This is a genomic window from Stagnimonas sp. FW305-C-60 (assembly GCF_058782965.1).
The window spans coordinates 549,487-563,024 of sequence record NZ_JBYSYF010000002.1 but is presented as its reverse complement, the minus strand read 5'-3'; the positions used below and the strand labels follow the sequence as shown (position 1 = coordinate 563,024).

Here is a 13,538-nt window from a genome sequence, read left to right as displayed (position 1 = left end):
ATCGTCGGTGCACGGAACTTTATCGTTGCTGAACGGTTCATTGGTCTGCGTGCGGCCGTCTGGCCGGCACGTGTCTTAAGCAGGAAGTCCCATATGTCCAGAGTAGTGCTCTCCGCTGCCGTCGATAACGCCGCCACCGCCGCCGAATGGGACGGCCTGCTGGAGGCGATTGACCGTGATCCTGTCCTTAAAGGCGAGTGGAGCCGCGTCTGGGCGGCCCGCGATGCGCGCGAAGGGGTGGCGGTCCAGCGTGCTGGCGCGGACTTCTGCGCCGGGGTGATGGCCGCACTCAAGCAGGAACAGATGGAGGTGGCCGAGCATCCCAAGCTGGTGCGCCTGGACCAGCGCCGGCCGGTGCCGGCGCCGGCGCGCAAGCCGGCGGGGCGATTGTCCTGGCGCAGCTTGGTGCCGCTGTCCGCCGCCGCCGGTGTCGCCGCCGCGGTGCTGTTCTTTGGCCAGCCGCTGAGTCGCCAGGCCGAACCGCAGGCGGTGGCCGCAGTGGCGCCTGCCATTCAGGCCAGTGATGTCGCCGAGGTGCGCTGGAGCGCGCCGGAGCGCAATGGCGATGCCAGCCAGCCGCTCAATGCCGCGTCCGCCGAGGTGCTGAACGGCTATCTGATGGAACACAGCAACACGCTTGCCGAGCGCAGCATGGGCGGCGCCATTTCCACTGCCCGCTTCGTCGTGAATACGACGGGGTACTCCGCGGACGGCGAATAAGCATGCTGCGCCGCCGTCTCGCCGCCTGCGTGCTGGGCCTGGTCGCCGCACGCGCCGCTTACGCCGACCCCGACCAGATCCTGCTCAAGGCCGCCGATGCGGCGCGTACCGGCAACTACCGTGGCGTGGTGGTCTACCGCGCCGGCACCGCCATCGAATCGCTGCGGCTGGTGCATGGTTACGAGGCCGGCATCGAGCGCGAGCGGCTCACCGCGCTCACCGGCGAGCCGCGCGAGATCATCCGCCAGGACAACCAGATCACCTGCCTGCTGCCGCGCGAGCGCAAGCTCGACCTCAAGCGGCCGGCGTTGAAAGGCCTGCTTACCCAGGTCTCGCCGGAAACCCTGCAAGCCCTGGCCGCCTGGTACGAGCTGCGCGAACTGGGCAGCGCCCGGGTCGCCGGCCGCAACTGCAAGGGCGTCGAGCTTGCCCCCAGGGACGATTACCGCTACGGCTTCGAGATCTGGGCCGACGAAAGCTCCGGCGTGCCGCTGAAGGTGCGTCTGGTCAGCCGTGACCGGCGGGTGCTGGAAGAGGTGATGTTCACCGAGGTGGAATTCCCCGAGAGCCTGCCGGTGCAGGCCTTCGAGCCCGACCTCGACGCTCGCCAGTTCCGCTCGGTGACGCGCCAGGAGCCCACCCCCTCCGACAATGCCGACCTCAGCGATTTTCCGTTGCGCCTGGAGCAGCTGCCCGCCGGCTTCAAGGTGACGCTGCGTGACCGCCGGCCCGGCAAGGACGGCCGTGGCGCCGTCGAGCATGTATTGATCTCCGACGGTCTGTCGGCGGTGTCGCTGTTCGCCGCTCGCGACGTGCCGCCGGAGAAGGCTTTCAGCGGCCTCAGCAGCATGGGCGCGGTGCATGCCTATGGCCGCATGTACGGCAGCTTCCACGTCACCGTGGTCGGCGAGACGCCGGCGGCGGCGGTGCGCTACATCGGCGAACATCTCCAATTGAAGGATGCCGCCGAGGCAGCCAGGCCCTGAGCCTCGCGCCGCGGCCTAAAATAACCGTCGTCCCCGTTCCGGAGTCTTCCATGCCGTCTGCCGTCTGGCCACGCGCCGCTACCCTGTGCTTCGCGGCGCTGCTCCTGGTGGCTTGCTCCAAGGCGCCGGCCGAGGTGCGCCTGCCGGACTTCGCCGACCTGGTGGAGGAGGTCAGCCCCTCGGTGGTGAACATCAGCACCATTCCGGCCGAAACCAGCGCCGCCACCGCCGAGCCGGGCGCGGAAAGCGACGAGGATGCCGCGGCGGTGCCGGACAACCTGCCGGAGTGGATGAAGCGCTTCCTCGAGCAGCACGCGCCGAACGGTCCGGCGCCGCCGGCCGAGGAGCCTGAAGAGTCTCCGGAGGATCAGCAGTCCCTGGGCTCCGGCTTCGTGCTCTGGAAAGACGGCTACATCATCACCAACACCCATGTGGTCAAGGACGCCAAGGAAGTGCTGGTGCGTCTGTCCGACCGCCGCGAGCTGACCGCCAGCGTGGTCGGCATGGACGAGCCCAGCGACATCGCCCTGCTCAAGATCGATGCCGAAGATCTGCCGGCGGTGAAAGTGGCCGAGGCCGGCAAGCTGCGCGTCGGGCAGTGGGTGATGGCGATCGGCTCGCCGTTCGGCTTCGATTATTCGGTGACCGCCGGCATCGTCTCGGCCAAGGGTCGCAGCCTGTTCACCGAACAGTACGTGCCCTTCATCCAGACCGACGCGGCGATCAACCCCGGCAATTCCGGCGGCCCGCTGTTCAACCTCAAGGGCGAGGTGGTCGGCGTCAATTCGCAGATCTACTCCCAGACCGGCGGCAATTCCGGCATCGCCTTCGCGATCCCCATCGACGTCGCCCTGCGCGTCGCTCAGCAACTCAAGGACAAGGGCCATGTCACCCGCGGCTGGCTGGGCGTGGTGGTGCAGGAAGTCACCCGCGCACTGGCGCAGAGCTTCGGCATGGCGCGCGCCGAGGGTGCGCTGGTGGCCAAGGTGATCCCCGGCTCGCCGGCGGAAAAGGCCGGCATCCAGCCCGGCGACGTGATTCTCGCCTTCGACGGCCAGACCCTGGGCGTTTCCAGCGAGCTGCCGCCACTGGTCGGGGTCGTCGATCCGGGCGCCGACGTGCCGCTGAAAGTGCTGCGCGAGGGCAAGCAGATCACCATCAAGGTGGAGATCGGCGAGCTGCCGGAGGAAGTCGCCGCCGGCGGCGAGGCGCCTGCGCGCTCGCACCTGCCCCTGGGCCTGGGCGTGGACAAGCTGAGCGCGCAGGATCGCGCCGAGACCCGGGTGCCGGCCGGCGGCGTGCGGGTGCTGGTGGTCGAAGCCGGCCCGGCCCTCGAGGCCGGCGTGCGCGAGGGCGATGTGCTGCTGACGCTCTCCGGCCAGGCCATCGACAGCGCCGAGCGCTTGAAGGAGGTCGCCGACCGTCTGGCGCCCGGTTCCAGCGTGCCGATGCTGATCCAGCGCGATGGTGCGCCGCTGTTCCTGGCCCTGGCGGTACCGGAAGCGCCGGCCGAGGGGAAGAAGTAGGTGCGCCGCTTCACCCTGCTGACCCGGCCGGGCTGCCATCTCTGCGAGGACTTCGAGGCCGAGCTGATGGCCGAGTTCGAGGGGCGGCTGGAGGTGGAGAGTGCCCATGTCGACTCCGACCCCGCCTGGCTGGCGGCCTATGACCTGAGTATCCCGGTGCTGCTGGCTCCCGACGGCAGCTTCGTCTGCGCGGTGCGTCCGGACCTGGCGGCGGTGGAAGCCGCCTTGGCCAGGGCCTGAACCGCTATACTCCGCGACCATTTTTTGACCGCTCCGACCTCGCGTCGGTCGGCTTGAGCTCATGCAGCAGTCCCACATCCGCAATTTCTGCATCATCGCCCACATCGACCACGGCAAGTCGACCCTGGCCGATCGCTTCATCCAGCTCACCGGTGGGCTGGAACAGCGCGAGATGACCGAGCAGATTCTCGACAACAACCCCATCGAGCGCGAGCGCGGCATCACCATCAAGGCGCAGGCGGTGCAGTTGCACTACAAGGCGCGCAACGGCGAGCTCTACCAGTTCAACCTGATCGACACCCCTGGGCACGTCGACTTCAGCTACGAAGTCAGCCGCTCGCTGGCCGCCTGCGAGGGCGCGCTGCTGGTGGTGGACGCCTCCCAGGGTGTGGAGGCGCAGAGTGTCGCCAACTGTTACACCGCCATCGAACTCAACCTCGAAGTGATGACGGTGCTCAACAAGATCGACCTCCAGAACGCCGAGCCGGACCGGGTGGTCAAGGAGATCGAGGAGATCATCGGCGTGCCGGCCGAGGATGCGATCCGCATCTCTGCCAAGACCGGCCTCAATGTGCTGGACGTGCTGGAAGAAGTCACCAAGCGCCTGCCGCCGCCGCGCGGCAATCCCGAAGGCAAGCTGCAGGCCCTGATCGCCGACAGCTGGTTTGACAACTATCTGGGTGTGGTCTCGCTGGTGCGGGTCATGCACGGCTCGGTGAAGAAGGGCCAGAAGATCCGGGTGATGTCCACCGGCAAGGACTACGAGATCAGCTCGATCGCGGTCAACACGCCCAAGCGCACGTTCAAGGACCAGCTGGAGTGCGGCGAAGTCGGCATGATCGTCGCCAACATCAAGGACATCTTCGGCGCGCCGGTGGGCGACACCATTACCCTCGCCAGCAATCCCTGCCTGGAAGCGCTGCCCGGCTTCGCCCGGGTGCAGCCGCGGGTGTTCGCCGGCATGTTCCCGGTCGATGCCGACGACTTCGAGGACTTCCGCGAGTCGCTGCAGAAGCTGCGCCTGAACGATTCGGCCTTGCAGTTCGAGCCGGAAAACTCCGGAGCCCTGGGTTTTGGCTTCCGCATCGGCTTTCTCGGCATGCTGCACATGGAGATCGTGCAGGAGCGCCTGGAGCGCGAGTACAACCTCAACCTCATCACCACCGCGCCGAGCGTGATCTACGAGGTGGTGAAGACCGATGGCGAGGTGGTGCGCATCGACAACCCCTCCGACCTGCCCGAGCCCGGCAGCCTGGAGGAGGTCCGCGAGCCGATCATCACCGCCCGCGTGCTGATGCCCAACGAATACGTCGGCGCGGTGATGACCCTGTGCATGGACAAGCGCGGCGTGCAGAAGAACCTGCGCTACGTCGGCAACCAGGTGCAGATGGAAGTGGAGATGCCGCTCGCCGAAGTGGTGCTGGACTTCTTCGACCGTCTGAAGAGCGTCAGTCGCGGCTTTGCCAGCTTCGAGTACGAGTTCGACCGCTTCCAGGCCGCCGACGTGGTCAAGCTCGACGTGCTGGTCAATGGCGACAAGGTCGATGCCCTGGCCACCATCGTCCACCGCGACGCCGCCTACAACCGCGGCCGCGACCTCTGCGAGCGCATGCAGGAGGTCATCCACCGGCAGATGTTCGACGTCGCCATCCAGGCCGCGATCGGCGCCAAGATCATCGCCCGCACCACGGTCAAGGCGCTGCGCAAGGACGTCACCGCCAAGTGCTACGGCGGCGACGCCAGCCGCAAGAAGAAGCTCCTCGAGAAGCAGAAAGAGGGCAAGAAGCGCATGAAGCAGGTCGGTTCGGTGGAGATCCCGCAGGAAGCCTTCCTGGCGGTGCTGGGCATGGACAAGAAGAAGTGAGGCACTAGATGAGCGGCTTTTTCACCCACATCGGCACCGACTTCGCGTCGATCCTGTTCGTCCTGACCATCGTTACCGGCGTGCTCTGGGTGCTTGACCGCTTCCGCCTGGAGCCGGCGCGCAAGGCCGCCGCGGTGGCGGCGGGCGGCGAGCCGGCCAAGGCCAGCTGGCTGGTCGATTTCGGACGCCAGTTCTTTCCGGTGATCGCCGCGGTCTTTTTGCTGCGCTCCTTCGTGGTTGAGCCCTTCCGCATTCCTTCCGGCTCGATGATCCCGACCTTGCGGGTCGGCGACTTCATCCTGGTCAACCGCTTTGCCTATGGCCTGCGCTGCCCGGTGGGCGACTGCAAGCTGCTGGCGCTGGGCGAGCCCAAGCGTGGCGACGTGGTGGTGTTCCGCTACCCGGTGGACCCGAAGATGGACTTCATCAAGCGGGTCATCGGCCTGCCCGGCGACACCGTGCGCTATGTCGGCAAGCAGCTGACGGTGAACGGGCAACTGGTGAGTCAGGAGCTGCTGGGCGAGTTCGAGGGCAGCCCGGTGCTGCGCTACCGCGAGGACTACCAGGGCGTGGTCCACGAGATTCTGCAGAATCCCGACCGTCCGCCACAGGACTTCGAGTTCACGGTGCCGGAAGGCCAGTACTTCATGATGGGCGACAACCGCGACGGCTCCAGTGATTCCCGCTACTGGGGCACGGTGCCTGAGGTCTACCTCAAGGGCCGCGCCTTCCTGATCTGGATGAGTTGGGATGCCGAGGCCAGCCGTCCGGCGCTGTCCCGCATCGGCGGCGGCATCCGCTAAGATCGCGGCATCCTTCGCGCCATAAGTCCACCGAAACGGAGTTCCGACATGCAGATGCGCAGCCGCCAGCGGGGCATGGGTCTGTTCAAGATGATTTTCGTGTTCGGCTCGCTTGCCCTGGTTGCGACCATCGGCATCAAGACGTTTCCGCTCTACGCCAACCAGCTCAAGGTGGCCAAGGCGGTAAAGAGCGTGGCCAGCGAAGGTCATGTTGATCCCTTTACGATCCAGAAGGGGCTGGAGCGCCACTGGGACATCGAGGACATCAGCTTTCTCGACTACCGGCAGGTGAAGATCGAGCGCAGCGAGCGCAGCCGCGTAGATCTGGCCTATGCCTACGAGGCGCGCGTGCATCTGTTCTACAACGCCGATCTGGTGCTGAGCTTCGCCGGTCGCGAACCGATCGACGGCGCCGAGTGAGTCAGAATCTGGCGGCCGCGCTGCAGCGGTGTCTCGGCTACCAGTTCAACGATGCCTCCCTGCTGGAGCGGGCGCTTACCCATCGCAGCGCCGGCGGTGCCCATTACGAGCGGCTGGAGTTTCTCGGCGATGCCCTGCTCAATTTCGTGATCGGCGAGGCCACCTACGCGGTCTGGCCCAAGGCCGCTGAAGGCGATCTCTCGCGTTGGCGCTCCAGCCTGGTCTGCGAGGACACCCTGGCCAATCTCGGCAAGCAGTTGCAGTTGGGTGACCAACTGCGCATGGGCAGCGGCGAGTTGAAGAGCGGTGGCTACCGGCGCGAATCCATCCTCGCCGACGCGGTCGAGGCGGTGTTCGGGGCGGTGTACCTGGACGGCGGTTTCGAGCTGGCGCGGGCAGTGATTCTGCGCCAGTTCGATCCCTTGCTGAGCCAGCCGCCGGAACCCGACTCCCTGAAAGATTCAAAAACCCGGCTGCAGGAGGCCTTGCAGTCGGCATCGCGGCCGCTGCCGGAGTATGCGGTGCTCTCCGAGCACGGTCCGCCGCACCGGCGGGTGTTCCAGGTACGCTGCCGGCTGCCGGACAGCGGCAAGGAAACCCAGGCTGGCGGCACCAGCCGCAAGCAGGCCGAGCAGGACGCCGCCCGCCTGATGATCGAAAAATTAAAGGAAAACGCGCATGCGTAGTGGAATGGTGACTATTCTGGGGCGCCCCAACGTAGGCAAGTCCTCGCTGTTGAACGCCCTGGTCGGGCGCAAGGTGAGCATCGTCAGCCACAAGCCGCAGACCACCCGCCACCGCATCCAGGGCGTGTTGCACGACGAGCGCGGCCAGGTGGTGTTCGTCGATACCCCGGGCTTGCACCGCAAGGCCGAGCGCGCGCTCAACAAGGTGATGAACCAGGCCGCCGCCGGCGCCATCCACGATGTCGACCTGATTCTGTTCGTGGTCGAGTCCGGCCGCTGGACCGACGAGGACGCCGGCGTGCTGGAGCGGCTGGAAGGCCTGGAGACTCCGGTCGGCCTGGTCATCAACAAGATCGACCGCCTGGAAGAAAAGGAGCGCCTGCTGCCGGAGCTGGAGAAGCTCTCCAAGTTGCGCGACTGGGCCTTCGTGGTGCCGCTGTCGGCGCTCAAGAAGGACGGCCTCAGCGGCCTGGCCGAAGAACTGTTCGCGCGCCTGCCCGAGGGCGAGCCGATGTATCCGGAAGACATGGTGGTCGGTCACGACGCTGCCTTCGACGCCGCCGAGATCATCCGCGAGAAACTCATCCGCAACCTGCACCAGGAGCTGCCCTACGCGACCACGGTGGAGATCGAGAAGTACGAGCGCGAGGGCCAGCTCGACAAGATTTCCGCGGTGATCTGGGTCGAGCGCGACGGCCAGAAGGCCATTGTCATCGGCAAGGACGGCGAGACCCTCAAGCTGATCGGCTCCAATGCCCGCCGTGACATCGAGCGCGCGCGCGGCCGCAAGGTGTTTCTCAAGCTCTGGTGCCGGGTCAAGGAGAACTGGAGCGACGATCCCAAGGCGCTTACCAAGTTCGGCTACACGGGCGGCGAGTCCTAGCGCCTCGGGCTCATGCATAGCCGGCGCATCGAGCTGCAACCGGCCTATCTGCTGCACACCCGCAGTTACGGCGACACCAGCCTGCTGATCGAGGCGTTCACGCCGGAACATGGCCGGGTCGGGTTGATCGCCAAGGGCGCCCGTGGCCCGCGCTCAAAAACCCGCGCGCATCTGCAACCTCTGCGGCCACTGCTGCTGTCCTGGTCGGCGCGCGGCGAGCTGGGTACGGTCACCGGCATCGAGGCCCAGGGCCAGCCGGCGGCGCTCTCCGGCGAGCCGCTGTTCTGCGCCTGGTATGCCAACGAGCTGCTGATGCGGCTCTGCGCGCGCGAAGACCCGCATCCGATCCTGTTCGCCGCCTATGTCGGCCTGCTGGATCGCCTGGCCGAGGACACCGAGCCGGCGCTACGCGCCTTCGAGTGCCGGCTGCTGGAAGAACTCGGCTACGGGCTGCGGCTGCCGCAAGACCTCGAACCGCAGCAGCGCTACCGCTACGACTGGGAGCGCGGTCCGCTGCCGGCGGACGAGGACGGCGAGGAGGTGTTCCACGGCGCGAGCCTGATCGCCCTGCGCGAGGACCGCCTGCTCGACGCCGGCCTGCGCCAGGATGCCCGCCGCCTGCTGCGTGGCGCCCTGCGTCGCCAGCTTGGCGGGCGGCCGCTGGAAACCGCGAAATTGCTGCGGCAGCTCCGCGAGCTGGAGGCCGGCGGCAAGAGCAGGCGGTCGGTCGACGGCACGCTGGACAGTGGCCCAAAGCCGTAGAATCCGCGCAAATTTCCGCCCGGCTCCTGCGATGAAGGCTCCCATCCGTCTCGGCGTCAACGTCGATCATGTCGCCACCCTGCGCCAGGCGCGCGGCACCAGCTACCCCGACCCGGTGGAGGCGGCGCTGATCGCGGTGGCGGCCGGAGCCGATTCGATCACCGTGCACCTGCGCGAAGACCGTCGCCACATCCTCGACCACGACGTCACCCGCCTGATCCCGCGCTGCCCGGCACCGGTCAATCTGGAGATGGCGGTGACCGCGGAAATGGTCGCCTTCGCCATCAAGGCCAAGCCGCGCTATGTCTGCCTGGTGCCGGAAAAGCGCGAGGAGAAAACCACCGAGGGCGGTCTCGACGTCGCTGGGCATTTCGCGGCGGTGCGCGAGGCCTGCCAGAAGCTGGCCGATGCCGGCATCGAGGTTTCCTTGTTCATCGACCCCGAGGCGCGCCAGCTGGAGGCGGCGGCGCGCACCGGTGCACCGCATCTGGAGATCCACACCGGCCGCTACGCCGAGGCGCGTGGCGATGCCGCGATGGCCGGCGAGCTGGCGCAGATCCGCGCCTTCGCCGAAGTCGCCGCCGAGCGCTTCGAGATCCACGCCGGGCACGGTCTGACGGTGGAGAACGTCGGCCCGATTGCCGGCATTCCGGAGATCGTCGAGCTGAACATCGGTCACGCGATCGTCGCCCGGGCAGTGTTCGTCGGCCTGCCGGCGGCGGTGGCGGAGATGCGCCGCAAGATGCTCGAGGTAAGGCTGGCATGATCTACGGGGTGGGCACCGATCTGCTTCTGATCGGCCGGGTCGAGCGGCTGTGGCTGCGCTATGGCGAGCACTTTCTCGACAAGATCCTGATGCCCGAGGAGCGCGCGCAGTTCGATGCGGGCCGCAAGCCGGGCAACTTCCTGGCCAAGCGCTTCGCGGTGAAGGAGGCGTTCGTCAAGGCGCTGGGCACCGGCTTCCGCGAGGGCATCACGCATCACGACGCCGGTTTCGTGCAGGCCGCCAATGGTCGGCCGAGTCTGGTCTACAGCGCGGCGATGCAGACGCGGCTGGCGGCGCTGGGCATCGTCAATGGTCAGGTTTCGCTCAGCGACGAGGATGGCCGGGTGCTGGCGTTCGTGGTGCTGGAGCGCGCACCGTAAAATAGCGGCATGCACGCGCTCACCCTCGCCGAGACCATCGGCAACGCTCCCCTGGTCCGGCTCAGCCGGCTGCCTGGCATCGGCAGCAACATCCTGCTGGCCAAGCTGGAAGGCAACAATCCCGCCGGTTCGGTCAAGGACCGGCCCGCCTACCTGATGATCCGTGGCGCCCAGGAGCGCGGCGAAATCAAGCCCGGCGATACCCTGATCGAGGCCACCAGCGGCAACACCGGCATCGCGCTGGCGATGGCGGCGGCAGCACTCGGCTACCGCATGCTGCTGATCATGCCCGAGCACCTGTCGGTGGAACGCCGCGCGGTGATGAAGGCCTTCGGCGCCGAGCTGATCCTGGTCAGCAAGGAGCAGGGCATGGAAGGCGCCCGCGATCTCGCCGACGCGATGGAGCGCAAAGGGCAGGGGCGGGTGCTCAACCAGTTCGCCAACCCGGACAATCCGCGCGCCCATTACGAAACCACCGGCCCGGAAATCTGGCGCGATACCGAGGGCAGCATTACCCACTTCGTATCGAGCATGGGTACCACCGGCACCATCATGGGCAGCTCGCGCTATCTCAAGGAGCAGAACCCCAAGGTGCAGATCATCGGCGTACAGCCGGACGGCGAGAGCAGCATCCCCGGCATCCGCAAATGGCCGGAGGCCTATCTGCCGAAGATCTTCGACCGCTCGCGGGTGGACCGCATCATCGAGGTGAGCTCTGCCAACGCCGAGCACACCATGCGCGAGGCGGCGCGGCTGGAAGGCCTGTTCTGCGGGCCTTCCTCCGGCGGTGCGCTGTGGAGCGCCCTGCAACTCTGCAAGGAAGTCGAGAACGCGGTGATCGTCAGCATCGTCTGCGATCGCGGCGACCGCTACATCTCCACCGGCGTCTTTCCGGCCTAGAGCCCGATATGCTCATCCTCGACCTGAAGACCGTGCCGGATCCGGCGGCGGCCAAGCGCCTACTGGCGCTGGAGCCGTTCTCCGACGCCGAGGCGGTGCTGGCGCTGACCACGCTGCGTGCTGCCCATGGTCAGCAGCCCATGGTTCCAGCTCAGCTGCGCAGGATTGCCGCTGCCAGTTTGCTGCGGGTCAATGACGCTGGTATCGAATTGTCCGAGTTCGACGACTCTGCCGGTGAACGCAGCCTGCTGCTGGAGCTTAGGGCCGAACTCGCGCGAGAACCCGGTGCGGTCTGGGCCTGGGATTCCTCGGGAAGTTATCGCAGCCAGATCTTGGCGCGTGCCCTGGCACATGGGCTGGCGTTGCCCGAGCTGTTGAACGAACGCGGTCCCCGCAGCTTGGCGGCGCATTACGGCCTCTCGCCGTCTTGCTCGGCCTTGGCGGAGTTGGCGGCGGTGCATGGATTGCCACACCAGCTGGGCCTGCGCGCCCGCGAGGCGGAGCAGGCCTACGCGGCTGGTGATCGCGTCCGTCTGCGTGCCGGTAGCGGTGCCGATGCGCTCATCACCTGGATACTCAGCATCACCCTAGATCTGGCCACAGGTGCCCTCAGCGCGGATGCTGCCGAGGCGGAGCGTCAGCGCCTGCGTGGCTGGTTGCGGCAGGGAGGTCGCTCCTACTTCCAGGACTTCCTTCGCGGGTGGACTACCTGATGGTGCGTCGCCGGGTATTGCCGCAAGGCGTCCATACCGCCGAAGTCAGCGGTCTCGATCACGAGGGCCGTGGCGTCGCCCGCGTGGCCGGCAAGGTCACATTCATCGCCGATGCGCTGCCGGGCGAGACCGTGGAGTTCCGCTACACCGCCTGTTCGCGCGATCACGACGAGGGGCAGGTGACGGCGGTGAAAGTCGCCAGTCCGGACCGGGTGACTCCGCCCTGCGCCCACTTCGGTGTCTGCGGCGGCTGCGCCCTGCAACATCTGGCGCCGGAGAAACAGATTCTCTGGAAGCAGGACGAACTGCTCAATGCCCTGCGCCGCATCGGCAAGGTCGAGCCTGAAGAATTGCTGCCGCCGCTGGTGGGCGCTTCGCAGGGCTATCGCCGCCGCGCGCGCCTGGGCGTGAAGTTCGTTCTCAGCAAGAGCGGCACCCTGGTCGGCTTTCGCGAACGCGGCTGCTCCTTTCTCGCCACGCTGGAATCCTGCGTGGTGCTCGACCCGCGGGTGGGCCTCAAGCTCAAGGAGCTCGCGCGGATGATCGACCGGCTGGCGATCCGCCAGGCGATTCCGCAGATCGAGATGGCCGCCGGCGATCATGTCTGCTTGGTGTTCCGGGTGCTGCAGAACCCCGGCGTCGAGGACCGCGCCATCCTTGCCGCGTTTGGCGAAGAGCACGGCTTTGAAATTCTTCTGCAACCGGGAGGGCTGGACAGCATCGTGCCGCTCTCGGGCGAGCGCTGGCCGCTCAGCTACTCGCCGGACGGCAGCGACTCACGACTCGCCTTCGAGCCCGCCGACTTCATCCAGGTCAATGGCGCGCTCTCGCAGGCGATGGTGCGGCAATCGCTGGACTGGCTGGCGGCGCAGCCCGGCGAATCGGTGCTGGAGCTGTTCGCCGGCTTGGGCAATTTCACCCTGCCGCTGGCCAAGACCGGCGCCAAGGTGATGGCGGTGGAAGGCGACAAGGGTCTGGTCGCGCGCGGTGCCGCCAACTGCGCCGCCAATGGCTTCCCCGAGGTGCGCTGGCAGGTCGCGGACCTGTTCAAGCCCGATCCCAAGGCGCCCTACCTGAGCGAGCGTTACGACGCGGTGCTGCTCGACCCTCCGCGCGCCGGTGCCTTGGAGATGATGCCGGTGCTGATCGCCAAGAAGCCCCGTCGCATCGTCTATGTGTCCTGCCATCCGGCCACCCTGGCGCGCGACGCTGGCCTTCTGGTCGAGGGCGGATACCGGCTGGTCAAGGTCGGGGCGATGGACATGTTCCCGCACACCGCGCATGTCGAAAGCATGGCGCTGTTCGAGCGCGGCCGCTAAGGAACTCCACAGCCGCCGTTTTTCCCTCTCAGCGCCGCAGGCGCGCCCTCACAGCCGCGCGCCGCGCGGCGCCCTCACAGCGTAGCGACCTCACCTGCCATGGCCATCGAAATCGAACGTAAATTCCTGGTCGCCAACGACCACTGGCGCGCCGCCGCGCATGCCTCGGTGCCGATGCGCCACGGCTATCTGGCGCCGCTGGGTGCGGCGGCTAGCGTGCGGGTGCGGGTGGAGGGCACGGTCGGCAAGCTCAACATCAAGGCCGCCAAGGTTGGCATCAGCCGCGCCGAGTACGAGTACGAGATTCCCGCCGCCGAAGCGGAGGAGATGATCAACACCCTCTGTACCGGCATCATCCTCAAGACCCGCCACTACGTGAACCACGGCGGCCATCTCTGGGAGATCGACGTCTTCGAGGGCGACAACGCGCCCCTGGTGGTGGCGGAGATCGAGCTTGCCAGCGAGGACGAGGCCTTCGAGCGACCTGAATGGCTTGGCAGGGAGGTCAGCGACGACCGCCGCTATTACAATCACGCGCTGTCCGTGACCCCCTACAAGAATTGGGAATAA

The 13,538-nt window shown here is 67.0% G+C and carries 16 protein-coding genes; all 16 read left to right on the top strand.

The genetic code is table 11. The annotated features are described in order from the left end of the window. Positions 1-93: 93 nt before the first annotated feature. The 16 genes from AC3WT6_RS09485 to AC3WT6_RS09410 all read left to right on the top strand — a co-directional run bounded on the left by AC3WT6_RS09485 (position 94) and on the right by AC3WT6_RS09410 (position 13,538). Positions 94-720 carry an RseA family anti-sigma factor gene (locus tag AC3WT6_RS09485; RefSeq protein ID WP_492653330.1) on the top strand — a complete coding sequence of 209 codons (627 nt, stop codon included), beginning with the start codon at positions 94-96 and terminating at the stop codon, positions 718-720. Between the two features lie 2 nt (positions 721-722). Beyond that, complete coding sequence (locus AC3WT6_RS09480) at positions 723-1,706, top strand: MucB/RseB C-terminal domain-containing protein (protein ID WP_492653329.1); 984 nt, start codon at positions 723-725, stop codon at positions 1,704-1,706. A 50-nt stretch (positions 1,707-1,756) separates the two neighbouring features. Continuing rightward, positions 1,757-3,232 (top strand): DegQ family serine endoprotease, encoded by a 1,476-nt coding sequence (locus tag AC3WT6_RS09475; protein WP_492653328.1) that lies wholly within the window; start codon positions 1,757-1,759, stop codon positions 3,230-3,232. Beyond that, positions 3,233-3,472 (top strand): glutaredoxin family protein, encoded by a 240-nt coding sequence (locus AC3WT6_RS09470; RefSeq protein WP_492653327.1) that lies wholly within the window; start codon positions 3,233-3,235, stop codon positions 3,470-3,472. It abuts the gene before it with no gap. Between the two features lie 61 nt (positions 3,473-3,533). After that, positions 3,534-5,336, top strand: coding sequence for a translation elongation factor 4 (gene lepA / locus AC3WT6_RS09465; RefSeq protein WP_492653326.1), 1,803 nt, complete (start codon positions 3,534-3,536; stop codon positions 5,334-5,336). An 8-nt stretch (positions 5,337-5,344) separates the two neighbouring features. After that, positions 5,345-6,139 carry a signal peptidase I gene (lepB, locus tag AC3WT6_RS09460; RefSeq protein WP_492653325.1) on the top strand — a complete coding sequence of 265 codons (795 nt, stop codon included), beginning with the start codon at positions 5,345-5,347 and terminating at the stop codon, positions 6,137-6,139. Between the two features lie 48 nt (positions 6,140-6,187). Continuing rightward, positions 6,188-6,559 carry a DUF4845 domain-containing protein gene (locus tag AC3WT6_RS09455; RefSeq protein ID WP_492653324.1) on the top strand — a complete coding sequence of 124 codons (372 nt, stop codon included), beginning with the start codon at positions 6,188-6,190 and terminating at the stop codon, positions 6,557-6,559. Then, positions 6,556-7,245, top strand: coding sequence for a ribonuclease III (gene rnc / locus AC3WT6_RS09450; protein WP_492653323.1), 690 nt, complete (start codon positions 6,556-6,558; stop codon positions 7,243-7,245). The genes AC3WT6_RS09455 and rnc overlap by 4 nt, the downstream gene beginning before the upstream one ends. Next, positions 7,238-8,128: a GTPase Era gene (gene era, locus AC3WT6_RS09445; protein WP_492653322.1), complete on the top strand. Its 891-nt coding sequence runs from the start codon at positions 7,238-7,240 to the stop codon at positions 8,126-8,128. The genes rnc and era overlap by 8 nt, the downstream gene beginning before the upstream one ends. Positions 8,129-8,140: 12 nt before the next feature. Further along, a complete protein-coding gene (gene recO, locus AC3WT6_RS09440) occupies positions 8,141-8,890 on the top strand; it encodes a DNA repair protein RecO (protein ID WP_492653321.1) in 750 nt (249 codons plus the stop codon). 31 nt (positions 8,891-8,921) lie between these two features. Continuing rightward, positions 8,922-9,656 (top strand): pyridoxine 5'-phosphate synthase, encoded by a 735-nt coding sequence (gene pdxJ / locus AC3WT6_RS09435; RefSeq protein WP_492653320.1) that lies wholly within the window; start codon positions 8,922-8,924, stop codon positions 9,654-9,656. After that, a complete protein-coding gene (gene acpS / locus AC3WT6_RS09430; RefSeq protein ID WP_492653319.1) occupies positions 9,653-10,036 on the top strand; it encodes a holo-ACP synthase in 384 nt (127 codons plus the stop codon). Before pdxJ ends, acpS begins: the two co-directional genes overlap by 4 nt. A 9-nt stretch (positions 10,037-10,045) precedes the next feature. Then, positions 10,046-10,936, top strand: coding sequence for a cysteine synthase CysM (gene cysM / locus AC3WT6_RS09425; protein WP_492653318.1), 891 nt, complete (start codon positions 10,046-10,048; stop codon positions 10,934-10,936). A gap of 8 nt (positions 10,937-10,944) precedes the next feature. Next, positions 10,945-11,649, top strand: coding sequence for a hypothetical protein (locus AC3WT6_RS09420; protein ID WP_492653317.1), 705 nt, complete (start codon positions 10,945-10,947; stop codon positions 11,647-11,649). Next, complete coding sequence (rlmD, locus tag AC3WT6_RS09415; protein ID WP_492653316.1) at positions 11,637-12,968, top strand: 23S rRNA (uracil(1939)-C(5))-methyltransferase RlmD; 1,332 nt, start codon at positions 11,637-11,639, stop codon at positions 12,966-12,968. Before AC3WT6_RS09420 ends, rlmD begins: the two co-directional genes overlap by 13 nt. A 99-nt stretch (positions 12,969-13,067) precedes the next feature. After that, complete coding sequence (locus AC3WT6_RS09410) at positions 13,068-13,538, top strand: CYTH domain-containing protein (protein ID WP_492653315.1); 471 nt, start codon at positions 13,068-13,070, stop codon at positions 13,536-13,538.